Origin of the sequence: Mesorhizobium sp. M0040 (assembly GCF_040323505.1) — a bacterium.
Classification (GTDB): domain Bacteria; phylum Pseudomonadota; class Alphaproteobacteria; order Rhizobiales; family Rhizobiaceae; genus Mesorhizobium.
This window is the reverse complement of record NZ_JAMYVA010000044.1, coordinates 1-22,418: the sequence shown is the minus strand read 5'-3', so window position 1 is coordinate 22,418 and position 22,418 is coordinate 1. Positions and strand designations below refer to the sequence as shown.

20 protein-coding genes and 3 pseudogenes are annotated in these 22,418 nt (G+C 63.2%); 11 read left to right on the top strand and 12 right to left on the bottom strand.

Translation table 11 applies throughout. The features are described 5' to 3' along the window. Nucleotides 1–178 precede the first annotated feature (178 nt). The 3 genes and pseudogenes from NKJ91_RS26510 to NKJ91_RS26500 all read left to right on the top strand — a co-directional run bounded on the left by NKJ91_RS26510 (nucleotide 179) and on the right by NKJ91_RS26500 (nucleotide 2,425). The gene (locus NKJ91_RS26510; protein ID WP_023679003.1) at nucleotides 179–496 is read left to right on the top strand and encodes a hypothetical protein; all 318 of its coding nucleotides are present in this window, start codon (nucleotides 179–181) and stop codon (nucleotides 494–496) included. Between the two features lie 206 nt (nucleotides 497–702). Next, nucleotides 703–1,680, top strand: coding sequence for a threonine ammonia-lyase (locus NKJ91_RS26505; RefSeq protein WP_352457886.1), 978 nt, complete (start codon nucleotides 703–705; stop codon nucleotides 1,678–1,680). 92 nt (nucleotides 1,681–1,772) lie between these two features. Further along, nucleotides 1,773–2,425 (top strand): annotated as a pseudogene (locus NKJ91_RS26500) (glutathione S-transferase family protein). A 36-nt stretch (nucleotides 2,426–2,461) separates the two neighbouring features. On the opposite strand, the gene NKJ91_RS26495 reads toward NKJ91_RS26500, so the two are convergent. From NKJ91_RS26495 to NKJ91_RS26480, 4 genes are read right to left on the bottom strand one after another with little or no spacing between them, the layout of a single operon-like run. Further along, nucleotides 2,462–3,598 carry an ABC transporter permease gene (locus NKJ91_RS26495; RefSeq protein ID WP_352457902.1) on the bottom strand — a complete coding sequence of 379 codons (1,137 nt, stop codon included), beginning with the start codon at nucleotides 3,596–3,598 and terminating at the stop codon, nucleotides 2,462–2,464. An 8-nt stretch (nucleotides 3,599–3,606) separates the two neighbouring features. Next, on the bottom strand, nucleotides 3,607–4,527 hold the full coding sequence (locus NKJ91_RS26490; RefSeq protein ID WP_352457885.1) for an ABC transporter ATP-binding protein: 921 nt from the start codon (nucleotides 4,525–4,527) through the stop codon (nucleotides 3,607–3,609). Then, on the bottom strand, nucleotides 4,524–5,477 hold the full coding sequence (locus NKJ91_RS26485; protein ID WP_352457884.1) for an HlyD family secretion protein: 954 nt from the start codon (nucleotides 5,475–5,477) through the stop codon (nucleotides 4,524–4,526). The genes NKJ91_RS26490 and NKJ91_RS26485 overlap by 4 nt, the downstream gene beginning before the upstream one ends. Beyond that, nucleotides 5,474–6,190 carry a CerR family C-terminal domain-containing protein gene (locus tag NKJ91_RS26480; protein ID WP_352457901.1) on the bottom strand — a complete coding sequence of 239 codons (717 nt, stop codon included), beginning with the start codon at nucleotides 6,188–6,190 and terminating at the stop codon, nucleotides 5,474–5,476. Before NKJ91_RS26480 ends, NKJ91_RS26485 begins: the two co-directional genes overlap by 4 nt. Nucleotides 6,191–6,278: 88 nt before the next feature. Between NKJ91_RS26480 and NKJ91_RS26475 the strand changes: the two genes are divergently transcribed. The 3 genes and pseudogenes from NKJ91_RS26475 to NKJ91_RS26465 all read left to right on the top strand — a co-directional run bounded on the left by NKJ91_RS26475 (nucleotide 6,279) and on the right by NKJ91_RS26465 (nucleotide 8,549). Further along, entirely contained in the window at nucleotides 6,279–6,752 is a 474-nt protein-coding gene (locus NKJ91_RS26475; RefSeq protein ID WP_023679010.1) for a CYTH domain-containing protein, read from the top strand. After that, nucleotides 6,749–7,690 (top strand): CHAD domain-containing protein, encoded by a 942-nt coding sequence (locus tag NKJ91_RS26470; protein ID WP_352457883.1) that lies wholly within the window; start codon nucleotides 6,749–6,751, stop codon nucleotides 7,688–7,690. The genes NKJ91_RS26475 and NKJ91_RS26470 overlap by 4 nt, the downstream gene beginning before the upstream one ends. Before the next feature lie 41 nt (nucleotides 7,691–7,731). Continuing rightward, nucleotides 7,732–8,549, top strand: a pseudogene (locus tag NKJ91_RS26465) (C40 family peptidase). Here NKJ91_RS26465 and NKJ91_RS26460 read toward each other — a convergent pair. After that, on the bottom strand, nucleotides 8,546–9,334 hold the full coding sequence (locus NKJ91_RS26460) for a helix-turn-helix domain-containing protein (RefSeq protein WP_352457882.1): 789 nt from the start codon (nucleotides 9,332–9,334) through the stop codon (nucleotides 8,546–8,548). The pseudogene NKJ91_RS26465 and the gene NKJ91_RS26460 sit on opposite strands and share 4 nt — an antisense overlap. A gap of 115 nt (nucleotides 9,335–9,449) precedes the next feature. On the opposite strand from NKJ91_RS26460, the gene NKJ91_RS26455 reads away from it, so the two are divergent. Then, nucleotides 9,450–10,310: an SMP-30/gluconolactonase/LRE family protein gene (locus NKJ91_RS26455; protein ID WP_352457881.1), complete on the top strand. Its 861-nt coding sequence runs from the start codon at nucleotides 9,450–9,452 to the stop codon at nucleotides 10,308–10,310. A gap of 36 nt (nucleotides 10,311–10,346) precedes the next feature. Here NKJ91_RS26455 and NKJ91_RS26450 read toward each other — a convergent pair. From NKJ91_RS26450 to NKJ91_RS26440, 3 genes and pseudogenes are all read right to left on the bottom strand, one after another. Further along, a pseudogene (locus NKJ91_RS26450) lies at nucleotides 10,347–10,560 on the bottom strand (STAS domain-containing protein); the annotation flags it as partial. A gap of 255 nt (nucleotides 10,561–10,815) precedes the next feature. Then, nucleotides 10,816–11,517 (bottom strand): phosphatase PAP2 family protein, encoded by a 702-nt coding sequence (locus NKJ91_RS26445; protein ID WP_352457880.1) that lies wholly within the window; start codon nucleotides 11,515–11,517, stop codon nucleotides 10,816–10,818. A gap of 14 nt (nucleotides 11,518–11,531) precedes the next feature. Then, nucleotides 11,532–11,870: a hypothetical protein gene (locus tag NKJ91_RS26440; protein WP_023679017.1), complete on the bottom strand. Its 339-nt coding sequence runs from the start codon at nucleotides 11,868–11,870 to the stop codon at nucleotides 11,532–11,534. Between the two features lie 201 nt (nucleotides 11,871–12,071). On the opposite strand from NKJ91_RS26440, the gene NKJ91_RS26435 reads away from it, so the two are divergent. Then, the gene (locus NKJ91_RS26435; protein ID WP_352457879.1) at nucleotides 12,072–14,063 is read left to right on the top strand and encodes a PhoX family protein; all 1,992 of its coding nucleotides are present in this window, start codon (nucleotides 12,072–12,074) and stop codon (nucleotides 14,061–14,063) included. Between the two features lie 100 nt (nucleotides 14,064–14,163). On the opposite strand, the gene NKJ91_RS26430 is transcribed toward NKJ91_RS26435, so the two are convergent. The 4 genes from NKJ91_RS26430 to NKJ91_RS26415 all read right to left on the bottom strand — a co-directional run bounded on the left by NKJ91_RS26430 (nucleotide 14,164) and on the right by NKJ91_RS26415 (nucleotide 17,205). Continuing rightward, entirely contained in the window at nucleotides 14,164–14,844 is a 681-nt protein-coding gene (locus NKJ91_RS26430; RefSeq protein ID WP_352457878.1) for a GNAT family N-acetyltransferase, read from the bottom strand. Then, on the bottom strand, nucleotides 14,841–15,332 hold the full coding sequence (locus NKJ91_RS26425; protein ID WP_352451845.1) for a MarR family winged helix-turn-helix transcriptional regulator: 492 nt from the start codon (nucleotides 15,330–15,332) through the stop codon (nucleotides 14,841–14,843). The genes NKJ91_RS26430 and NKJ91_RS26425 overlap by 4 nt, the downstream gene beginning before the upstream one ends. A 170-nt stretch (nucleotides 15,333–15,502) precedes the next feature. Further along, nucleotides 15,503–16,264: an ABC transporter permease gene (locus tag NKJ91_RS26420; protein WP_352451914.1), complete on the bottom strand. Its 762-nt coding sequence runs from the start codon at nucleotides 16,262–16,264 to the stop codon at nucleotides 15,503–15,505. A gap of 14 nt (nucleotides 16,265–16,278) precedes the next feature. Beyond that, complete coding sequence (locus NKJ91_RS26415) at nucleotides 16,279–17,205, bottom strand: ABC transporter ATP-binding protein (RefSeq protein WP_352457877.1); 927 nt, start codon at nucleotides 17,203–17,205, stop codon at nucleotides 16,279–16,281. A 263-nt stretch (nucleotides 17,206–17,468) separates the two neighbouring features. Between NKJ91_RS26415 and NKJ91_RS26410 the strand changes: the two genes are divergently transcribed. The 3 genes from NKJ91_RS26410 (at nucleotide 17,469) to NKJ91_RS26400 (ending at nucleotide 22,147) form a co-directional block, all read left to right on the top strand. After that, complete coding sequence (locus NKJ91_RS26410; protein WP_352457876.1) at nucleotides 17,469–18,842, top strand: cytochrome ubiquinol oxidase subunit I; 1,374 nt, start codon at nucleotides 17,469–17,471, stop codon at nucleotides 18,840–18,842. Further along, complete coding sequence (locus tag NKJ91_RS26405; RefSeq protein ID WP_352457875.1) at nucleotides 18,839–19,843, top strand: cytochrome d ubiquinol oxidase subunit II; 1,005 nt, start codon at nucleotides 18,839–18,841, stop codon at nucleotides 19,841–19,843. The genes NKJ91_RS26410 and NKJ91_RS26405 overlap by 4 nt, the downstream gene beginning before the upstream one ends. Nucleotides 19,844–19,945: 102 nt before the next feature. Continuing rightward, entirely contained in the window at nucleotides 19,946–22,147 is a 2,202-nt protein-coding gene (locus NKJ91_RS26400) for a mechanosensitive ion channel family protein (RefSeq protein WP_352457874.1), read from the top strand. Nucleotides 22,148–22,418: the final 271 nt, after the last annotated feature.

The following is a 22,418-nucleotide window of genomic DNA, read 5'->3' as shown; positions in this document are numbered from 1 at the left end:
AAATTCACCCTAGTTTAGAATAGTTCTAAACTATGACCTCGCACGTCGCCGGTCAATCGTGTGCGCTCCACTCATGCTCAAAAGGTACAGGCTTCAAAATTCCGAACACATCGCCGTTGCTATCGGCAAACGTTCACTTATATAACCGAATCTCAACCAAGAGAAAGGAACGCCGCAGATGCCGGAAAAACAGCAGCTGTTTGATCCCAAACCGGTTCTCGACCTTATCGCTAATATTGAGGCGGATCTGCAGCGCCTGAAAGGCCTAGTCGAGCAGCAGGTCGAAAAATTTGATCCCGCCAATCCGCACAACAAGGCTCCCGACGGCAAGTTGACCGAGGAGGGCGTCGAGTGCTGCTATCGGCTGTTCGACGAGGGCAAGTCGCGCTATTCGGTCGCCCAACAGATGAAGATCTCCTTCGCCGCCGCCACCCACCGCTTCAACACCTGGCGCAAGATGGGCGGCCCCAAACGGCAAAAGACGCTGTTGGGGTGAGGAGCGGCAGGCTATGCCGGTCAATCGACAACGATTTGTCGACTGAAGCGACGAATGCATGGCAGAGGGCCGAGGAGGCGGTGGGGACAGTCACGCCCCACTCTCCTGCCTCCAAGGACGAATTGTAACGGTCACATTTTTTCATTGGTGCGCCGCCTCCCTTTCCGTGCAGCATAGGCGGTCTCATCTCTTGCAGGACCCTAGCCATGACCACCCCTCCCGGCATCGCCGATATTCACAGCGCAGCAGCGCGATTGTCCGGACTGATCGTCGAAACGCCGCTGATCGAATCGCCGGAGTTGAACAAGCGCTTCGGCGCCAGGATCCTGTTCAAGCCCGAGACGTTGCAGCGCACCGGCTCGTTCAAGTTCCGCGGTGCATACAACAAGCTCTCCTCGCTCTCGGCGGAAGAACGCGCCCGCGGCGTCGTCGCCTTCTCGTCGGGTAATCACGCGCAAGGCGTTGCCGCCGCAGCGGCGATGTTCGGCGTCAAGGCCGTCATCGCCATGCCCGCCGATGCGCCGGCGATGAAGGTCGGCAATGTCAGGAAGATGGGCGCCGAAGTGATCACCTTCGACCGGGTCCGCGACGATCGCACTGCCGTCGTCCGTTCTTACGTGGAAAACGGCATGGTCCTGGTGCCGCCCTACGACGATCCGGCTATCATCGCCGGCCAGGGCACGATCGGCCTCGAATTGATGCGCCAAGCAAGAGCGCTTGGCGTCAGCCTCGATGCGGTGGTGGTTCCCTGCGGCGGCGGCGGGTTGAGCAGCGGCATTTCGATCGCGGTCAAGGACGCCTCGCCGGGCACCGCCGTCTGGGCCGTGGAACCCGAGCATTTCGACGACACACGCCGTTCGCTGATCAAAGGCGCCAGGGTGTCGAACGCGCCCGGCCACACCTCGATCTGCGATGCCCTTCTCGTCGCCGAGCCGGGCGCGATCACTTTCGAAATCAACCGCAAGAATCTCGCCGGCGCCATCGCCGTTTCCGACAGCGCGGTGACACAGGCGATGCGCGACGCGATGGCTTGTCTGAAGCTGGTGGTCGAACCTGGCGGTTGCGTCGGCTTGGCCGCGCTGTCGTCAGGCGAAATCGACCTTGCCGGCAAATGCATTGCCGTGGTGCTCTCCGGCGGCAATGTCGATCTCAGCACCTATGCCGAGATCATTGCTGCCGGCTAGGATAGCAACCAGTTCCAGCTCATGTGCCGATTCGAGGTGCTCAAGCGTCCGTTGCACCCGGTCGAACCGGTACCCTTCAAAGACTGAGATCAATGAAACTGTTCTTCAGCCGCAATCCCAATCCTCGCCTCGCGGTCGCGGTGGCACGGTATCTCAACGCCAAGGTCGAGTTTGAATTCGCCTCTCCCTTCGCTCCGGGCCAGGCCGAGCGATTTCGGCCGCTCAATCCAAATCTTTCATTGCCCATCCTTATAGGTTCGGGAAAAAGCCTCTGGGAGGCCGACGCCATAGCCTGTCGGCTTTCGCGCGATAGCATTCGGATTTCTGGCGCGCTGGCGACGACGAGCCCGAGATGATCCGATGGCTGAGTTGGGGGAAAGAGAACTTCGCAAGAGCTTGCGATGTCGTGCATTTCGAACGCGGGACCAAACAGCGCTATGGGCTCGGCCCGATAGATCAGGCGCGGGTTGAGGAGGGCCTGAGGGACTTCAGTACCGCCGCTGCCATACTTGATGCCGAGCTTTCCCAGCGAGAATGGCTGGTCGGCGCTTCGGTTTCCTATGCCGACTTTCGAATGGCGACGTTTCTGCCCTTCAACGATGTCGCCCGATTGCCGCTCGATGACTATCCCTCTGTCAGTCGCTGGTATCTTCAACTCGAAGAAATCGACGCCTGGCGCGATCCCTTCGAAGGGCTCAATGAGCCTGAATTGACACCGGTCCCGGGCCAGGCCAAGTCCGTGTGAATCTCGATCTTTTGCACAAGCGGATCGAGTTCGACCCTAATCCAGCGTCCGGCGGAACCGCACCAGCGCAATGCCGGCGAACAGCGCCACGAACACCACCAGCCAGCCGATCTCCGTTGCTACCGCCGGCAGCTCGGCGCCCTTCAGCATTACCGCGCGGATGATGCGCAGGAAGTGGGTCAGCGGCAGCACCTCGCCGAAAATCTGCGCCCAATCCGGCATGCCGCGATAGGGGAACATGAAGCCGGACAGCATGATCGACGGCAAGAAGAAGAAGAAAGTGAGCTGCAGGGCCTGCATTTGCGTGCGGGCGATCGTCGAGATCGTGTAGCCGAGCAGCACCAGCGCCAAGACGAAGATCAGGACCGCCGTCAACAGCAGCGACATCGACCCGGTGAAGGGGATGGCAAACAGAAGCTTCGAGGCCGCCAGCACCACCAGCACCTGCACGGCGCCGACCGCCAGATAGGGCAGCACCTTGCCCAGCATGATCTCGAGCGGGCTTGACGGCATCGCCAGAAGGTTCTCCATCGTGCCGCGCTCGGTCTCGCGTGTCAGCGCGATCGAGGTCATCATCACCATCGTCATCTGCAGGATGACGCCGAGCAGGCCGGGCACGATGTTGTATTGCGAGACGGCTTCCGGATTGTAGCGCCGGTGCACCACCACCTGGAGCTGGCCCCGGGCAGCCTCGGCCGCCGTTTCCTGCATGCCGCGTGCCCTGAGCAGCGCCTGGTTGGCGACGGTGCCGAGCGTCGAGATGGCGCCGCTGGCGACGGCCGGGTCGGTCGCATCCGCCTCGATCAGGATCTGCGGGCTGTCGCCGCGCTCGACCCGCCGGGCAAAATCGGCGGGAATGGTGACGACGAAGGCAACATCGCCGCGCGCCATCAGGAATTCGGCTTCGACGGCACTTTGCGCGACGTGGTCGAAGCGGTAATAGCCGGTGGTCTGCAGTGCCGAAACCATGGCTCGTGTGTAAGGATCGCTGCTCATCGCCACCAGCGCTGCCGGCAGGCTCTTCGGATCGTTGTTGATGGCATAGCCGAACAGCACCAGCTGCATCAACGGCACGCCGAGCATCATGGCGAAGGTGATGCGGTCGCGCCGCATCTGGATGAACTCCTTGATCAGCAACGCGCCTAGCCTGGCGAACGAAAAGATGCTGTTTATCCCATTTTTCATCCCATGTTGTCCTTCGAACCGGACATGAACTGGATGAACACATCCTCCAGGCTGGTCTCGCCGGGCGTCACCGTAACGCCCTCGTGCTCTTTCTCGACATCGGCGAGCGCTGCCTGAAGTGCCGTCCTGTCGGAGCCGACGACATGCAGCGTCGCGCCGAACGGCGCCACCTGGTCGACGCCGGGGCGGCCATGAAGTGCGGCAGCGACCAGATCGAGCCGCGGCCCTTGCAGGACGAAGGTGGTCAACCCGGCATTCCTCACCACGTCCTCGACCGTGCCGGTGGCCAGCATCTTGCCGTAGGAGATGTAGCTGATGCGATGGCAGCGCTCGGCCTCATCCATGTAATGGGTGGAGACCAGCACGGTCAGGCCGCCGCTCGCCAGCCGGTGGATCTCGTCCCAGAATTCGCGTCGCGCTTTCGGGTCGACGCCCGCCGTCGGTTCATCGAGCAGCAGCAGTTTCGGCTTGTGCATGATGCAGGCGGCCAGCGCCAGCCGCTGCTTCCAGCCGCCGGACAGGGTACCGGCCAACTGGTCCCTGCGCGATGTCAGGCCGAGCTCCTCAAGCGTCTTAGCCACGTGCTCGTCGAGCGGCTTCAGCCGGTACAGCCGTGCCACGAATTCGAGATTCTCGCCGATCGTCAGATCTTCGTAGAACGAGAATCTCTGCGTCATGTAGCCGACTTCGCGTTTGATCCGCAGGCTGTCGGTGCGGATGTCGAAGCCCAGAACCGTGCCTTCGCCCTCATCCGGCGTCAGCAAGCCGCACATGATGCGGATGGTGGTCGTCTTGCCCGAGCCGTTCGGCCCGAGGAAGCCGACGATCTCGCCCTCGGCCACAGCCATAGTCACATGATCGACGACGGTCTTGTCGCCGAAGCGCTTGACCAGGCCGTGCACGTCGATGACGTTCATTTTCTGATGTCCGCCAGATCGACGTCGACGATCTGCCCGGGCTGCAAGGCGCTGGCGTCGCCCTCCGGCCGCGCTTCGACCAGATAGACCAGCTTTTGCCGGGTCTCGAGCGAGTAGATCACCGGCGGCGTGAATTCCGGATCGGGCGACACATAGCTGACGCGTGCCTTCACGCCCGACCCGCAGCCGTCGCAATGGACGTTGAGCAGCGTGCCGACGTTGACCGACGAGAACGCGCTTTCCGGCACATAGACGCTGAGTTTCACCGCGCCGTCCGGCAGTATCGAGATGACCGGCGCGGTCGGACCGGCCGTGTCGCCTGGATAGCGGATGACATCGTTGACCCGGCCGGGCGAGGGCGCCGTCAGCACGCGCTTCGACAGCCGCCACTGCGCTTGCTCCAGCGCCGATTGCGCCTGCCTGACCTGATTGTCGGCGGCCTTGATAGTCTCGGGCCGTGCCGGCAGGCCGCCGACGGCGAGATTGGCCTCCGCCTGGCCGACCTGCGCGTTGGCCGTCTCCAGCGTCGCGGAAGCCGTGTCGTAGTCGGCCTGCGTGCCGGTGCCGCGTTTGAACAGATCGCTGGCGCGGGTGTATCGGCGTTTGGCGTCGGCGGCTTGCGCCTTGGCCATGTCGACCTCGGCCTTGAGCACCGCGATCTCTTCCGGCCGCTTGCCGACCTGCAGATCGGCGAGTTGCGCCTGGGCCTGCGCAAGCGCCGCCTCGGCTTGTGCGATGGCGATCTTGGCGTCGGCGTTTTCCAGCGTCACCACCGGCGTGCCGGGCGCGACGCGGTCGCCGCGCTTAACCGCAATCGTCTCGACCTGCGCCACCTCGATCGGCGCGAGCAGCACATAATCGCCCTCGACGTAGCCGACGGCGAGCGGTGCTGCCGGCGCGCAGGCGCTGAAAAGCTGGGCGGCAAGCGGCAAAGAACAGAGCAGGCTCATGATCCACGATCCTTCCTGACAGCCAAATCGCGCCGAGCTAAAATCGCGCTGAGATTGTCGGTTATTGTTGCCGCGATCTTGCCGGCCTCGTCGTCGCCGATCTCGCGCCAGCCCATCCGGCGCATAACGGCCTCGCGGCCGATGCGGAAATAGACGACCTGGCCGATCAGCGTGAATACGGTGAGTTTAGTGCGCTCGCTCTCGGCCGGCTCGCCCGTCGCCTGTTCCCAGATCAGGCAGAGTCGGTGATGCGCCGGTTCGAACACGCCATCATAGATACGGTCGAGCGCGGCGGTTGGATGCGACAGCTCACGCAGGACGAACTGTACAATCTCGCCGGCTTCCGGCCTTGCCGCGATGAAGGCGACCATCCGCTCCAGTGCGACGGCCAAATGTGCCCGCGCGGCCTCGGCGTCCGCCAATGCCGCGGCCGGCGCCTGCAGATTGCCGATCGCCTGGCCGGCAACGGTCTGGATGGTGTCGACGATGTAGTCGGCCGCCGCGTTGCGGAGCCCTTCCTTGCCGCCGAAATGATAGGCGATCGAGCCGATATTGGCCTTGGCCTCGGCCGCGATCTGGCGCGTTGACGTGCCGTCGAAACCCTGGCGTCCGAACAGCTTCAGCGCCGCGCGCACGAGTGCCGTCCGCGTCACATCCGCGGCGGTCTTGGGCGCCTCATGAGGAAGGCCGCTGGCGCTGGGCGATTTGATCATGGTCAACAATTTAATCAATCGAATGATTAAAGTCAAGTGCGGTCAAGCGGCTTGCCAACTCTGGCCGTGCGCGCTTTAGTGCCTGGCCATGGGCAAGGAAATCGAGCGTAAGTTCCTGGTCTCAGGTGAGGAATGGCGGGCAATGGTCGAGGCGGACATTCATATCCGTCAATTCTATCTAGTCGCCGAACCCAGCCGCACGGTGCGTGTGCGCATCAGCAACGATGCGGCCGCCAAGCTGACGCTCAAGTTCGGCAGCCAGGCACGCGAGCGCGATGAATTCGAATATCCGGTACCTTTGGCGGAGGCGCAGGAGATGCAGGCCTTTGCCATCGGACATGTCATCGAGAAGACACGCCACCATGTTAGACACCGCGGCTATCGCTACGAAGTCGATGTCTTCGGCGGGACGCTTGCGGGGTTGGTGATCGCCGAGCTCGAGACGCCGGATGATGTACAGGACGAAATGCTGCCACATTGGCTCGGCCGTGAAGTCACCGGCGAGCCAAGATTTTACAACGCGTCGCTCGCCCTTGGGGGGATTCCGGAGATCGTCGCATGAGCTTTCGTATCGATCCGCGCATGTCGCTGACCGGAGAGGTCAGGCGCATCCTCGCCGAGGAGATCGGCAAGGCGCTTGTCCATCTGGACGCCGCGCGTGACAGGCCCGAACAGGGGCTGCACAAATGCCGCAAACGGCTGAAGAACGTCCGCGCCTTGCTGCGCCTTGTCCGTTCCGGAGACGAAACATTCTGCGTGACGGAGAATCAGTGCTACCGCCAGGTGGCGGCCCTGCTTGCCGGCCCGCGCGAGGCGACCGCACTGGTGGAAACAATCGACCGGCTGGCGGCAAGCTTTCCCGAGCAAAGTGCCGGCGATGGCCTCGGTGCCGTGCGTGACAGGCTCGTCGCGCGCCAGCATGAACTGCATGGCGGAGCAGGCCTCGATGCTGCGATAGGCGCGGCGATTTCCGTTTGCGAGGAAGGTGTCGCCCGGATCGACAAGCTCGCTTTGCCCGACCAGCCGGAGCAGGCTGCCGACGTGCTCGCCGAAGGCGCGCGCACCACTTTGCGCCGCGCCAGGAAAGCGCTGGACAAGGCGGCTTCGCGCGGCGAAGCCGATGACTTTCACGACCTGCGCAAGGCGGCCAAGACGCATGGCATGCACCTGTCGCTGCTCGGCCGGCTGTGGCCGACGCCGATCAAAACGCGGCGCAAGGCCGTCGACGAATTGGGCGAGCGGCTCGGCGAGCTGCACGATGTGTTCGTCATGCGCGCGCTTCTCGATGCCGAGGACCAGCCACTCGGTCCTGCTGAAGAGACGCGGTTGCTTGCCAAGCTGCTGAAGCGTTCGGAAAAGAGCCTGAAAAAGACCTGCCTCGCCGAGGCGGCCGAGCTTTTCGGCGACAGCCCGAAGCGCTCGACGAGGAAGTTCGCCCGTAAGGCGCGCGAAGATCTCACAGTTGCGCACGAAGACGCCGGCACGCCGGGCGTGGGCTGATCATGGTCTAACTTGCCGCCCTGTGGTAATCGCCGTCTGGCATGACCGAGCCCGGCGACACGCTTCTGACCGACTTGGCCGCTGGCTTGCAGGCCTGCTGCAGGAGGAATCGTCCGGCTACGAGCCTTACACGCCGTCGGACGCCGAAACGTTGCGCCGCACGCTCGAGCCCGGCGACATCCTGCTCATCGAAGGCAACCAGAAGATCTCGGCGGCGATCAAATACCTCACCCAGTCGACCTGGTCGCATGCCGCCTTCTATATCGGCGATGCATTACCGGAGCCGGAGGACGGATCGGAGCGGCGGCGCCTGATCGAGGTCACGCTCGGCGATGGCTGCATCGCCGTGCCGCTGTCGCGCTATCGCAGCTACAACACCCGCATCTGCCGTGCGAGTGGCCTGGCTCCGGATGACCGCGAAGCGGTCGTCGCGTTCATGATCGGCAGGCTCGGTCTCAGATACGATCTCAAGAACATATTCGACATGCTGCGCTACTTCTTGCCGACGCCGCCGGTGCCGGTGCGCTGGCGCCGCCGCATGCTGGCTTTCGGTTCCGGCGACCCGACGCGCGCCATCTGCTCGTCGCTGATCGCCGAGGCCTATGGCCTGATCCGCTACCCGATCCTGCCGGAGATTACCCGGGCGCCTGGCCGTGCCTCGGCCCAGTCGAGCTATTCGCGCAGGGAAATCCTGCACATCCGCCATCACTCGCTCTACACGCCGCGCGATTTCGACCTGTCGCCCTATTTCCGTATCGTCAAGCCGACGTTGGAATATGGTTTTGACTATCGGCAAATGATTTGGGACGACAAGCCCAGGATTGCCGATGCCGAGACAAGGGTTCAGGGTGGCGGCTAGGCCGGTAGCTTTGCGGCGGCCCGGCCGGGTATCCGTGCGCCTGCGTCGCGCGGATGCGGCCCGATCGGCATGATCACCGGGAACGGCGTTGCACCGAACGCAAACGTCCACTTGTAGCCGACCAGTCCGTCTTCGGGCGTCGTGTGCTGGTCGTGATGAGCAAGCAATTTGGCGCGCTCCGCCAATTCCTCCGCCTCGCGCCTGACCATTTCCGCCGTTTCCGGCCGCATCCGCCTGGAGAAGCTGACGAACGTCGACTCGCGCTCAAGATGGGTGATGGCCCAGCCGATGAAATTCTTGTTGGTCGTCTCGAACAGCGGCCGCAATGGCCCCTCGAAATTCCACTGGATCGGCGCCTCGACCAGCAGCCTCGCCGACAGGCCGCGACCGAGCGCGATAAGGCCGAGTTCCTCGAGGTCGCGCAAATAGAGGAACATCGAAGCCTCGCTCAATCCTTGTGAGCGCATGATGCCTTCCGGCGTGAATTTCTCGGAAAGCATGACAAAGACGAACAGCAGTGCCGGCCGCCCGGCGAGCTTGCGCTCGATCTCCGGCGCGATCTGGTTGGCGGGTCCTGGTCCTCTGTTCATAGAGCCGAGCACGTTCTCCAACTCTACGCCGGCGGCAGTGCAGATCTCCATCAGCCGGTCGAGCTTGCAGTTGCGCTCGTGGAAGATGCGCTTCACCGTCGGCTCGGAAACACCCATCCGCTCGGCAAGGACGCGATAGGTGATGCCCTTTGCCTTAAGCGTCCGCTTCAGCGCTTCGAAGATCAGGCCGTTCATGGGATGCACCTCTTTTGCACGATTTGGTATCAGCCTTCGGTACTAGTCCTGATAGCTCTTCCCGAAAAGTATCGAAAGGCCTAGCTCTCCGCCAGTCCATTACAGGAGACTAGCCATGAAGAGCCTCTTCACCTCGATACTTCTCGCCCTGGTCGGCATCGCAGCCGCGCCGGCAGTTCAGGCCGCTGAACTCTGGCGCACCGGCGGCCTCGAGCAGCCTGAATCGGCGCTGTTCGACGCCGCCGGCCAGCGCGTTGTCGTCTCGAACATCGTCGGCAATCCCGGCGAAGCCGACGGCAACGGCTATCTGTCGATCCTGTCGATGGACGGCAAGCTAGTCACGCAACACTGGACCGACGGCATGGACGCGCCCAAGGGCATGGAGATTGTCGGCGGCAAACTCTACGTCGCCGACCTCACCCATGTGCGCGTCGTCGATCTCGCAAGCGGCAAGCTAACATCGACGATCGACGTGCCGAACGCGGTCTTCCTCAACGACGTGACCGCCGACGCGTCCGGCAAGATCTATGTCACGGATATGCTTGCCGATACGATCTATCGCATCGACGGCGACCGGCCCGAACTGTTCATCAGGGATGCGGCGCTTGCTTCGCCGAATGGCATCTTCGCCGATGGCGGCCGGCTGATCGTCGCTTCCTGGGGCAAGGGCATCAAGCCCGACTTCAGCACCGCGGAGCCGGGCGGCCTGCTCTCGGTCGATCTTGCTACCAAGGCCGTTTCGCCACTGCCCGGCGCGGAAAAGTTTGCCAACCTCGATGGCGTCGTTGCCATCGGCGGCAGCATCTACGCCACCGCGTATATGACCGGCACGCTCTACCGCTACAAAGCCGGCGGCACGCCGCAAGCGGTTGCGACGTTCAAGCCGGGCAGCGCCGACATCGGCACCGACGGCAAGTCGACAATCTTCGTGCCGCTGATGAACGACGGCGAGATCGCGGCATTGGGCCTCGACTAAGCCAGTCATCGGCTCAGGCGGCGGGCGCGGCTTTCTTCAGCTGCGCCCGCGATCCGTGATCGAGGCGGCATAAGTCACCAGCGGCCGCTTGACGCCGTGGTTGATCAGCATGCGGCGAAGCGCCTGATATAATGAAGCGAACGCCGGCGCGGCTCGCCTTGTGGGCCGCACCCTCGATGACATTGGCCGCCGTTGAATCGAAGAACGGCACCGCCGAACAGTCGAGGATGAAGTTCCTGCGCTGGCGCGGTCGGCGACGTCTTCCTGCACCAAGGATTGATGGTCTGCCTCCAAACATGCAGCACTCTTTGCCAGCCGATGCGCTGTCATGCTACAAACCTCGGCATCGTTTGGCGGGACATCCACTGCGATCCCGATTTCACAGGCACGACTTCAAAAGGATGAGCGGGTGAATTCAAAGCGTTGGCGACCTCGACAGCCTTGCTGTCGATGGTTTTCCTGCTGGCAGGCTGCGGTCATGGCCTGATCAACAGGCTGATTTGAGTCAGGTGCCGTCGGCCCGCCCAAGCCATCGCTGCAGGAACCGTGCCGCAAGCCAGCACAGCATCGCCCAGGCAAAGCCGGCGCACCAGCCGGCCAATACGTCGGACGGCCAGTGGACGCCGAGATAGATGCGGCTGATGCCGACCACCACCGTCGTCAGCACCGCCAGCCCGAGTACATAGATCTTCGTTGTCCGCCCGGGCAAAAACCGCGCCGCCATGCTGCCCAGCGTCAAATATGTCACCGCCGACAGCATGGCGTGGCCGCTCGGAAACGAAAGCGATGCCACGTCGGCGAGATGCGAGACCAGATCGGGGCGCGGCCGGTCGATGTCGAATTTCAGCACGCTTGACAGGAGCTGGCCGCCCGCTACCGCGACGAACATGAGAAGCGCCGCGCCTGGCCTGCGGATAAGGAGCAGATAGACGATCATTGCTGCCGTGATCAGCACCAGTACGCTGGCGCTGCCGAGGCTGGTGATGTCGCGCATCGCCCCTTCCAGCCACGCCGGTCCGATCGGATTGTCGGGCTGCCCGGCCTTGCGGAAGGCAAGCAGGATTTCGGTGTCGAAGGCATGCGGCGTGGTGGCCCGCGCCAGCTCCATCAGCTCCTCGAACCCCCACAGCCCGCCGGCAATGACCAGCCCGGCCAGCAGAACCGGGAACTCCAGCCAGTTGCGCAGTCTGCTTGCAATCTTCGTCATCGGCCCGATCGCAGTTACAGCCTTTGCAGATAGGGCCCGAGCGTGATCAGTGCCACAGCTGCGATGGCAAGCACGATGCCGGTTGCCTGTAAGGCATTGACGCGCTCACCGAAGAAGACCAGCGCCACCACATTCACCGACACTAGCTGGATCACCGCCGACAGGCTGAACGACACCGACATGCCGAATTCACGGATCAGCCTCAGCATGATCAGATTGCCCAGCGAATAGAGCGCCAACGTCAGCACAATCTTGCCGAGGCTCGGCGCCAGCCCCCACTGTTTTGCGGCCATCGCCGCCAGCAGGAAGATCACCGTCGAAACGCAGAGCTGCCCAAGTCCCCAGAAACTCACTTTTGTTCTCTCCCGATGTGTCCCTACGCGCCTGCCGCAGCTCTTGTTTCCGAAGCGCCGGTCGCGGTCAAGCGGGGCCGATGTTGGATACGAAATCGCAGGCGGCAATTAGCCGGCATGTCATCAAACTGTGACCTGCCGGCGATACCGGATTGGCCAGGCAACACGCTCCAGCAATCCATCCAGCCAGAGGCAGGCCCAATGACCGAACATCGCTCCCCTGACGCCCATTTCCGCACCAGCCTGCTCGAGGAAAACGATGGGCCAGGAGCCAATCCCACCGACAACCGCACCATGGGTGAGATCATCGCCGCGCGGTTCTCGCGCCGCGGCTTCCTCAAGGGCTCGCTTGCCGTCTCGGCCATAGCCGCTACCGTCAGCCCGCTGGCGCTGATCACCGCCGACAATGCCCGCGCCGCCGAAGGCTCCGCCTTCGCTTTTGACGAGCTCGAGGCCGGCATCGACGACAAGCATCACGTCGCACCCGGCTATGACGCCGATGTACTGCTGCGCTGGGGCGATCCACTGTTCGCCGATTCGCCGGAATTCGATCCGACAAAACAGTCGGCGGAAGCCCAGGCCAGACAATTCGGCTACAACAACGACTATGTCGGATATATCCCGATCGACGGCTCGGCCGAGCACGGCCTGCTGGTGGTCAACCACGAATACACCAATCCGCACCTGATGTTTCCGGGCCTCGTCACCATCGTCGACGGCAAGGCCAAGCAGGCGCCCCTCAGCAAGGAACAAGTCGACGTCGAGATGACGGCGCATGGCGGCACTATCGTCGAGATACGCAAGGTATCAGGCAAATGGCAGGTCGTTCGCGACGGCAAGCTCAACCGCCGCATCACCTCCAACACCGAGATCGCGCTCTCCGGCCCGGTCGCCGGCCACGACCGCGTCAAGACCAGCGCCGATCCGACCGGCACGAAAGTCATCGGCACCATCAACAATTGCGCCGGCGGCGTCACGCCATGGGGCACCTATGTCATGGCCGAGGAGAACATCCACGGCTATTTCTCGGGCGAGCTGCCGCAGGGGCATAAGGAAGCCGCCAATTACAAGCGCCTCGGCATTCCCGAAGGTGCCTATGAATGGGCAGCGCATTACGACCGTTTCGACATCGGCAAGGAGCCGAACGAGCCGAACCGCTTCGGCTGGATCGTCGAGGTCGACGTCCAGGATCCGACATCGGCGCCGAGGAAGCGCACCGCGATGGGGCGCTTCAAGCATGAGGGCGCCGAATCGATCGTCGCCAAGGATGGCCGTGTCGTCTTCTATCTCGGTGACGACGAGCGCTTCGACTATGCCTATAAGTTCGTCACCACAGGCAAGTTCGATCCGGACGACCGCGCCGCCAACATGGATTTGCTCGACGACGGCACCTTGCATGTCGCCAAGTTTGCCGACGACGGTTCGGTCGAGTGGCTGCCGATCGTCTTCGGCCAAGGGCCGCTGACGGCGGAGAACGGCTTCGACAGCCAGGCCGACGTACTGATCGAGACGCGCCGCGCCGCCGACCTGCTCGGCGCCACCAAGATGGACCGCCCGGAAGACATCCAGCCCAATGCCACCAACGGCAGGGTCTATGTCATGCTGACCAACAATTCGAAGCGCAAGGCCGACCAGGTCGACGCCGCCAACCCGCGTGCCGAAAATGCCTTTGGCCACATCATCGAGATCGTCGAGGACGGCGGTGATTTCACCGCGACAAGGGGCAGGTGGGAAATCCTGCTGAAATGCGGCAATCCCGCTGTGGCCGACGTCGGCGCCACCTTCTCGACCGCAACCACGGCCAATGGCTGGTTCGGCATGCCGGATAATTGCGCGGTCGATTCGGCCGGCCGCCTCTGGGTCGCCACCGACGGCCAAGGCCCGAAAGCCACCGGCCGCACTGATGGTCTGTGGGCTGTCGATACGGAGGGGACGGCACGGGCGACATCAAAGCTGTTCTTCCGCGTGCCGATCGGCGCCGAAATGTGCGGTCCCCTGTTTGCGCCGGACGACCAGACCGCCTTCGTTGCCGTCCAGCATCCGGGCGACGGCGGCGAGGACTGGGAGGGTTTCGGCCGTCCGTCCTACTACGAGGACCTGTCGACGCGCTGGCCCGATTTCAAGCCTGACATGCCGGTACGCCCGGCGGTCGTTGCCATCACCAGGCAAGGCGGCGGCAAGATCGCGGTCTGACATCAGCAAGGTCTTGCAGTCTCAAGGAAGGATTTCGGCCATACGAAATCCTTCCTTCCGATACGGGATGCATCCATGCTGCGCATCATGCGCCGACTAATCATTCGCTGCGCTGAACCACGGCGACATTCATTGTGCTTCGCAACCTGAAGCCGATGGACTCGTATAACGCTATGGCCGCGGCGTTGCTGGCATAGGCGTGGAGATAGGGAACTTCGCCGCGCGCCACTATCCGGTTTGCCACGAATAGGGACAGCAGCTTTCCCAGGCCACCGCCGCGAAATTCCGGATGTGAGCACACCCCGCTGAGTTCGGTATAGCCAGGTTGCTTCATGCGCTCGCCGGCCATTGCCGCAAGCCTGCCCTCGATTTTCACACCCCAAAAATCGCCCAGGCTCAAGGCTTCGAGCGTGAATGGGCCAGGCTTGGTGAGCAATGCCAGGGCGAGCATCTCAGCAGCATCGTCTCGGGTCAGACGATGCACGCGCGGGTCGGAGACGATCTGCAATGGCTGCTCGGCGATCATCTGAACCCCGGCTGCGGTCGAAGTCGCGGAAAGCCCCGTGGGCAGAGCAATCGCGTCCGCTTGAAGCAGGATCACACTCTCGCCCGGGGAGACAAGGTTTTCGAGCGCCCGCAGGCTTTCCGGGTCGTCCGCGCCAGTGGCGGCGAAAGGGACGATCGACGGCCGATATCGCATGGCGAGGTTGTCACCCTCCGCGAAGGCCCGATGTCGCGTCTGAAGCGCGCTCCAGATAGGGCGGTCGAGCAGATGTCTCATTGCGCGGCACCCTCAGGCTTATTTACACGACGGTCGAGAGGGGCAGCGGCGAGGCCGTCCTCGATGGCAGCCAGCTGCTCAAGAAGCGGCCCCGAAAAACCTGCGCACAAATCCGCGACCACGTTCTCGATGCAAGGCCAGACGTCGCGCTTTGCGACATCGACCAGCCGCCGGCCGTCCCGAGTAAGCGAGACGATCCTGCGCCGCTGGTCATCGTTCGACGGACTGACCTCGAGCAATCCCAATCCGGCCAGAAGCGAGACGGTTCGCGTCACACCCGGCTGCGCGATGCCAAGGGATTGCGCCAGTTCCCCGACCGGCAGTGGGCCCAGCCTGTCGAGCGCGGCCAGCAGCGGGTATTGGCTCGCCTGAACCGGGACATCCAGCCTGTCGAGCAGGCGCTGCGCCTCCGCTTGCAGTTGCTCGCCTATACGCTTCAGCCTGCTGCCCAGGCACAGGAAGCCAAGCGATCGTATGACGTCTTCCATAGGTCAATTTTCATCCCCGTGAACATCGATAACATGATATATAACAATGCATGAAAAGCAAGATCGAGGCGTTCAAGCGCGAGTTCCAGGCATCGTGCGCAGGCCTATGTCGCCTTCGGCAAGGAAAGGTCGATCGATAAGGCTGCTTCGCCTGGACGAGGCCCGTTCGATCAGTTGCGCAGCCGGTAGCCGGTCCTGAAGATCCAGGCGACGATCGCTATGCAGATGAGCAGGAAGACCACCGTCATGCCGAGGCTGACGCCGACTGAAACGTCGGACTTGCCGTAGAAGCTCCAGCGGAACCCACTGACCAGGTAGACCACCGGGTTGAACAGCGTCACCGTGCGCCAGATGCCGGGCAGCATGTTGATCGAATAGAAGCTGCCGCCGAGGAAGGTCAGCGGCGTGATGATCAGCAGCGGCACGAGCTGCAGCTGCTCGAAGCTCTTCGCCCAGATGCCGATGATAAAGCCGAACAGGCTGAAGGTCACCGCCGTCAGCACCAGGAAGGCGAGCATCCAGAACGGATGCTCGATCGTCAGCGGCACGAACAGCGAGGCCGTCGCCAGGATGATCAGGCCAAGCACGATCGACTTTGTCGCCGCGCCCCCGACATAGGCGATGACGATCTCCAGATAGGACACCGGCGCGGACAGCAATTCGTAGATCGAGCCGACGAATTTCGGAAAATAGATGGCGAAAGAGGCGTTGGAGATCGATTGCGTCAGCAGCGACAGCATGATCAGCCCCGGTACGATGAAGGCGCCGTAGCTGATGCCGTCGATCTCGGTGATGCGCGAGCCGATGGCCGAACCGAAGACGACGAAATAGAGCGACGTCGAAATGACCGGCGAAACGATGCTCTGCAGCACAGTGCGAAGGGCGCGCGCCATCTCCACCCGATAGATCGCCCATACCGCATGAAGATTCATGGCCGCGCGCGGGTTCATGCCGGTTTCCTCACCAGATTGACGAAGATCTCCTCGAGCGAGCTGTTTTCCGTATCGATGTCGCGGAACTGGATGCCGGCCGCCTCGAGCTCGCGGATCAGCGAGGCGACGCCCGGCCGTTCGCTCTGGTTGTCATAAGTATAGGTCAGCTGTCCGCCATCCGGCGAAAGCTCCAGCGCGTAGTGCGAAAAAGTATCGGGAACGGTGGCCAGGGGACTGCGCAGTTCCAGCACAAGCCGTTTGCGGCCAAGCTTGCGCATCAGCTCGGCCTTGTCCTCCACCAGCACGATCTCGCCGCGGTTGATGACGCCGACGCGGTCGGCCATCGCCTCGGCTTCTTCGATGTAATGCGTGGTCAGGATGATGGTGACGCCGTCTTCGCGCAGCCGGCGCACCATCGCCCACATGTCCTGGCGCAGCTCGACATCGACGCCTGCCGTCGGTTCGTCGAGGAACAGGATGCGCGGCTCGTGCGACAGCGCCTTGGCAATCATCAGCCGGCGCTTCATGCCGCCGGACAGCGTGATCGCCTTGGCGTCCTTCTTGTCCCAGAGCGACAGGTCGCGCAGCACCTTTTCGACGAACGCCTTGTCCGCCGGCTTGCCGAACAGGCCGCGGCTGTAGTTGACCGTCGCCCACACGCTCTCGAAGGCGTCGATGGTCAGTTCCTGCGGCACCAGCCCGATCAGACTGCGCGCGGCGCGGTAGTCGCGGTTGATGTCATGGCCGTCGACGGTGACGGAACCCGACGAGCGGTTGACGATGCCGCAGACGATCGAGATCAGCGTTGTCTTGCCGGCGCCATTCGGCCCGAGCAGCGCAAAGATCTCGCCGCGCACGATGTCGAGATTGATCTCCTTCAGCGCCTTGAAGCCGGTGGCGTAGGTCTTGGTGACCCCGGAAATCGAGATGATCGGCTGCATGGCTGAAAACGACTGCTTGAAACAGAGTTGTTGATTTAATCCGCTGAATGTCGGTTCGCAAATCCGGATGTCAATGGCGCTCCTGACAGTTCTGGACCATCGAGGTTCGCCGGAATAGGCAACACCTGCCCGGTCGTCCAGCCAAATTCCACGTAAAAGCAGATTAACCGCACTGCGGCGTTCCGCCTCGCGGCGGGACGCCGCTTTGACCGTCCGGTGCATCAAGCCTATCCTTCAACAAACAAGCAGCAGCCGGAGCCGCCATGGACCCGCTCATTCTGTCGCGCATACAGTTCGGCGCGAACATCTCGTTCCACATCCTGTTCCCGGCGATCACCATCGCGCTCGGCTGGGTGCTGCTGTTCTTCAAGCTCCGCTACAACGCGACAAACGATTCCGCCTGGATGCGCGCTTATTTCACCTGGGTTAAGGTATTCGCGCTGTCCTTCGCCATGGGCGTGGTTTCCGGCGTCACCATGAGTTTTCAGTTCGGCACCAACTGGCCGGGCTATATGGAGACGGTCGGCAACATTGCCGGCCCGCTGCTGGCCTACGAGATCCTGACCGCCTTTTTCCTCGAGGCGGCGTTCCTCGGCATCATGCTGTTCGGCTTCCGCCGCGTCTCGAACCGCGTCCACACGCTGGCGACGGTGCTGGTGGCTGGCGGCACCACCTTGTCCGCCTTCTGGATCATCGCACTCAATTCGTGGATGCAGACGCCGGCCGGCTTCGAGATGCGCGATGGTGTAGCGCACGCCACCGACTGGTGGGCCGTTGTCTTCAATCCGTCCATGCCCTACCGGCTCGTCCATATGCTGCTTGCTTCGGGGCTGACCGTCTCGTTCCTGGTCGCCGGCCTGTCGGCGCTCCGCTATCTCTACGGCGATCGCTCGGAATCGATGTGGAAGGCCTTGCGCACCGGCGTCTTCACCGCCGCGATCCTGATTCCCATCCAGATCTTTGCCGGCGACCAGCACGGCCTCAACACGCTGGAACACCAGCCGCAGAAGATCGCCGCGATGGAGGCCAACTGGAACACCGGTCCCAACGTGCCGCTGGTGCTGTTTGCGCTTCCCGATGAAGCGGCCAAGGAGAACAGGTTCGAGCTCACCATTCCCGATGGCGCCAGCCTCATCCTCAGGCACAGCGCCGGCGGCATCGTACCGGGGCTGAACGATTATGCCGGCAACCATCCCCCGGTATTTCCGGTGTTCTGGGGCTTTCGCATCATGGTCGGCACCGGCCTCCTGATGCTCGGCGTATCCTGGTCGGCGGCCTTCTTCCTCAAGCGCCGCCACAGCCTGCCAAAGCCGCTGGCGCTGATCATGGTGCCGATGGCGCTGTCCGGCTGGCTGGCGACGCTGGCCGGCTGGTACACCACCGAGATCGGCCGCCAGCCCTGGCTGGTCACCGGCGTGCTGCGTACCGCCGATGCCGTCGGCCCCGTCGCCGGCAGCCATGTCGCGCTGTCGCTCGCGGTCTATCTCATCCTCTATGTGCTGCTCTTGATCGCCTATCTCGGCGTGTTGGTGCATCTGGCATTGAAGGCGGCGAAGGATGGTGACACCTCGCCGCTGCCGGGCGTCATGAACAGGCCGCTGTCGCAGCCGGTTGCGCAACCAGGAGAAACATCATGAGCGTCGACTGGCCGACCCTGCTGCCTCTGATCTTCGCCGGCCTGATGGGCCTCGCTATCCTGATCTACGTCATCCTCGACGGCTTCGATCTCGGCATCGGCATCCTGTTCGCCGCGGCCGAAGACACCGAGCAGGATACGATGATCGCCGCCATCGGCCCGTTCTGGGACGCCAACGAGACCTGGCTGGTGCTGGCGGTCGGCTTGCTGCTGGTCGCCTTCCCATTGGCGCACGGCACCATCCTGACGGCGCTCTACATTCCGGTCTTCGTGCTGCTGGTCGGCTTGATCCTGCGCGGCGTCGCCTTCGATTTCCGCGCCAAGGTGCCTGCCGGCAGGAAGCACCGCTGGAACCGCATCTTTTTCCTCGGCTCGGTCATCGCGTCGCTGGCGCAAGGTTATATGCTCGGCGTCTATGTGCTCGGCCTCGACGTCGGCCCTGGCGGCGTCGCTTTCGGCGCACTGGTGGCGCTCTGCCTTGCCGCGGCCTACGCGGCGATGGGCGCGGCCTGGGTCATCTATAAGACCGAAGGCGATCTGCAGAAGAAGGCGGTGCTGTGGCTGCGCACGGCGTTGGTGCTGACCGCGCTCGGCATGGTCGCGGTATCGCTGGCCACGCCCTTTGCCAGCGCGCGCATCTTCGACAAATGGTTCGTCTGGCCGGCCATGCTCTATTTGTCGCCGCTCCCGATCCTGTCGGCAGTGCTGTTCCTGTGGCTGTGGCGCCAGACCTTCCATCTGCCGAAACCCGGCGACCGCCACGCGCTGCTCCCGTTCCTGACATTGGCCGCGATCTTCACGCTCGGCTTTGCCGGCCTCGCCTGGTCGTTCTACCCCTTCGTGGTGCCCGACCGGCTGACCATCTGGCAGGCTGCTTCGGCACCCGAAAGCCTGGCCGTCATCCTGGTCGGGACGGTCGTCGTGTTGCCGATCATCATCTTCTATTCGTTCTTTGCCTACCGGGTATTCGCCGGCAAGGCGACGGACCTGACCTATGACTGACCGGCATCGTCGCCGCCGCCTGAAACAGAATATTCATCTTCAAGCGGAATAACCTTCTCTGGCCGGCCCAGCAGAATCGCCGGCAAGAAGAAGGGCAACAGAATGACCCCCTTTTCTGCGGCAGGACAGGATCGGCTGCTGCTTTTGCTGATCCGGACGGTCGCGCTGATCGGCGCACTCGCGCTTGCCGGCCTGCTGCCGGCCATGCCGCAGGCGCATGCCCAGGACGCGGCCAACTGGACGGGCGTGTGGGACACGAAGTGGCGCGGCGGCGGCGCCCAGATCAAGTTCGAGCAGACGGGCACTGACGTAAAGGGCATGTACCCGCTTTATAACGGCCGTATCGAGGCCAAGGCCGAAGGCGACAAGCTTGTCGGCCACTGGTTCGAAGGCGCCCGCCAGGGCGCCTTCACCTTCGTCCAATCGCCCGACGGCGGCAGCTTCATGGGCCGCTTCGACGCCGCCACCGCCGAATGGTGGACAGGCGTGCGCGTCAGCGCCGTCGAGGACGTCCGCGTCGACCAGTCGAGCCCGATGAGCACCATGCGCTCGTTCCTGCAGACGATGAACGAGAGCGGCGCCGACAACGTGCCGCGCGCCACCGGCGGCGGCATGGGTCTTGCCGGTCTGGCAGCGGGTCTCGTCGACGTCACCGAGGCCGACCGCGGCGGCCTCAACATGCCCGATTACACCAAGCTTCTGTTCACCGTCATCGACAACGCGACGTTCCGTCTGTGGAGCCTGCCGCATGATGCGATTTCCGGAGACGAGGTGACGTCGACGCTGCCGCAATACGGAACCAGGATCTCCTTCGACGTCACTGTTCGTCGCAAGAATGGCGACTGGTTCATCGTCGGGCCGCCACTTGCCCAGCTCCAGGCCAAGCTCGCCGAATTCCAGGAAGCGCGTGGCGAAGCCGTCGACATGGTCGACGATCCGAGCAGGCTCGCCTCGCCGCGCGACACGTTCAAGGTACTGTTGAGCGGCCTCACCGAAGCCGGCGACCCGGCCCAGGCGGCGCTCGACCTGCGCAACTACAGTCAGGCGGTGCGTGGCGACGAGGCGTTCCTGCTCGAGCGCTATCTCAAAAAGGTCATCGACCGCATCGGCTACGTCTATTGGCAGGAGATCCCCGACGATCCGAAGAGCAACACCCCCTTCGTCTATTTCGAGCATCCCGCCGGCAACATCGTCATCGGCCCGGTCGAGACTGAGAAGGGCAAGATCTGGCAGTTCACGCCCGAGACGCTCGCCCACATCCGCGCGCTCTACGCCGATGTCGAAGACGTGCCGGTGGCGCCGGAATTCGCCGCCTTCGCCAGCACCGACCCGTTCTTCATCGCCCGTGGCCTCGCCCGCGAGATCAGCCCCGGCCTGCTTACCCGCGCCGGCCCGATGCTGATTTCGCTGTCCACCGGCGTGGCGCGCGTCGCCGTGCTGGTCGTCGCCTTCCTGCTGCTGGCCGAAGTGCTCGCCATCCCCTACGAAGGCGTCATTGCCGGTCTCGGCATCGGCGGTCTGGCGGTGGCGCTGGCCGCGCAGCCGACGCTGCAGAACTTCCTCTCCGGCCTGACGCTTTATGCCGACCGGCCGGTCAGCGTCGGCGACTTCTGCAAGTTCGGCGACCAGTCCGGCACGATCGAGCATATCGGCATGCGCTCGACGCGCATCCGGTCGCTCGACCGCACGATCATCTCGGTGCCAAACTCGGATTTCGCCGGCATGCAGATCGAGAACTACGCGCATCGCGACCGCACCCGGTTCGCGACGACGCTGCAGCTGCGCTACGAAACGACGCCCGATCAGCTACGTTACGTCCTGGCCGAGCAGCGCAAGCTGCTGATTGCCCATCCGCGCGTCATCGATGAGCCGTGCCGCGTGCGCTTTGCCGGCTTCGGCGCCTATTCGCTCGATATCGACGTGTTCACTTATATCAAAACCGCCGACGTGGCCGATTTTCAAGCCATCCGCGAGGACATCCTGTTGTCCATGATCAACATCATGGATGATGCCGGCGCGCAGTTCGCCTTCCCTTCGTCACTGGAATACAGAGCCACCGACCTTCCGGTCGACGACGAAAAACGCATCGCCGCGGAGAAAAGGGTCAGCGATTGGCGCGAGGCGCAAAACCTGCCTTTCCCCGACTTCAGCCAGATCGACAAATTCGCCCTCAACAACACACTTGCCTACCCGCCTGAGGGCTCGGCGCATTATCGCGAGACAGAGCCCGACCCGGACTCGGCCGAGGCAAAGGCGACGCTGGAGAAGGTGCGCTGGAGCCTGCCCTGGAAAAAGGGGGAGTAGTGCGAAGCGCGGAAACTGCTGATCTCCCCCCTTGAGGGGGAGATGTCGCTGAAAGCGACAGAGGGGTCGCCGCGCGTGGAGTGCCAACTTCGTCTTCCTCGATATGCCGGACCGCGTCGCGCCAACCGAACCGGCCCCCTCTGGCCTGCCGGCCATCTCCCCTCAAGGGGCAGGGCTATCGCATATGAGTGATGGCATTGATGAGATAGTCGTCGTTCCAGGCGCATTTCTTGATGCGATGGCTGATGGGAACTTTGGCAGCATCGGCGGC

What these genes read in the sequence shown, in the direction of transcription:
- NKJ91_RS26490 (WP_352457885.1), bottom strand. Translation starts at nt 4,527, where the DNA reads ATGAACGTCATCGACGTGCACGGCCTGGTCAAGCGCTTCGGCGACAAG.
- NKJ91_RS26445 (WP_352457880.1), bottom strand. Translation starts at nt 11,517, where the DNA reads ATGACGAAGATTGCAAGCAGACTGCGCAACTGGCTGGAGTTCCCGGTT.
- NKJ91_RS26405 (WP_352457875.1), top strand. Translation starts at nt 18,839, where the DNA reads ATGAGCGTCGACTGGCCGACCCTGCTGCCTCTGATCTTCGCCGGCCTG.
- NKJ91_RS26425 (WP_352451845.1), bottom strand. Translation starts at nt 15,332, where the DNA reads ATGGAAGACGTCATACGATCGCTTGGCTTCCTGTGCCTGGGCAGCAGG.
- NKJ91_RS26415 (WP_352457877.1), bottom strand. Translation starts at nt 17,205, where the DNA reads ATGCAGCCGATCATCTCGATTTCCGGGGTCACCAAGACCTACGCCACC.
- NKJ91_RS26420 (WP_352451914.1), bottom strand. Translation starts at nt 16,264, where the DNA reads ATGAATCTTCATGCGGTATGGGCGATCTATCGGGTGGAGATGGCGCGC.
- NKJ91_RS26485 (WP_352457884.1), bottom strand. Translation starts at nt 5,477, where the DNA reads ATGAGCCTGCTCTGTTCTTTGCCGCTTGCCGCCCAGCTTTTCAGCGCC.
- NKJ91_RS26455 (WP_352457881.1), top strand. Translation starts at nt 9,450, where the DNA reads ATGAAGAGCCTCTTCACCTCGATACTTCTCGCCCTGGTCGGCATCGCA.
- NKJ91_RS26475 (WP_023679010.1), top strand. Translation starts at nt 6,279, where the DNA reads ATGGGCAAGGAAATCGAGCGTAAGTTCCTGGTCTCAGGTGAGGAATGG.
- NKJ91_RS26400 (WP_352457874.1), top strand. Translation starts at nt 19,946, where the DNA reads ATGACCCCCTTTTCTGCGGCAGGACAGGATCGGCTGCTGCTTTTGCTG.
- NKJ91_RS26480 (WP_352457901.1), bottom strand. Translation starts at nt 6,190, where the DNA reads ATGATCAAATCGCCCAGCGCCAGCGGCCTTCCTCATGAGGCGCCCAAG.
- NKJ91_RS26510 (WP_023679003.1), top strand. Translation starts at nt 179, where the DNA reads ATGCCGGAAAAACAGCAGCTGTTTGATCCCAAACCGGTTCTCGACCTT.
- NKJ91_RS26470 (WP_352457883.1), top strand. Translation starts at nt 6,749, where the DNA reads ATGAGCTTTCGTATCGATCCGCGCATGTCGCTGACCGGAGAGGTCAGG.
- NKJ91_RS26460 (WP_352457882.1), bottom strand. Translation starts at nt 9,334, where the DNA reads ATGAACGGCCTGATCTTCGAAGCGCTGAAGCGGACGCTTAAGGCAAAG.
- NKJ91_RS26505 (WP_352457886.1), top strand. Translation starts at nt 703, where the DNA reads ATGACCACCCCTCCCGGCATCGCCGATATTCACAGCGCAGCAGCGCGA.
- NKJ91_RS26410 (WP_352457876.1), top strand. Translation starts at nt 17,469, where the DNA reads ATGGACCCGCTCATTCTGTCGCGCATACAGTTCGGCGCGAACATCTCG.
- NKJ91_RS26435 (WP_352457879.1), top strand. Translation starts at nt 12,072, where the DNA reads ATGACCGAACATCGCTCCCCTGACGCCCATTTCCGCACCAGCCTGCTC.
- NKJ91_RS26430 (WP_352457878.1), bottom strand. Translation starts at nt 14,844, where the DNA reads ATGAGACATCTGCTCGACCGCCCTATCTGGAGCGCGCTTCAGACGCGA.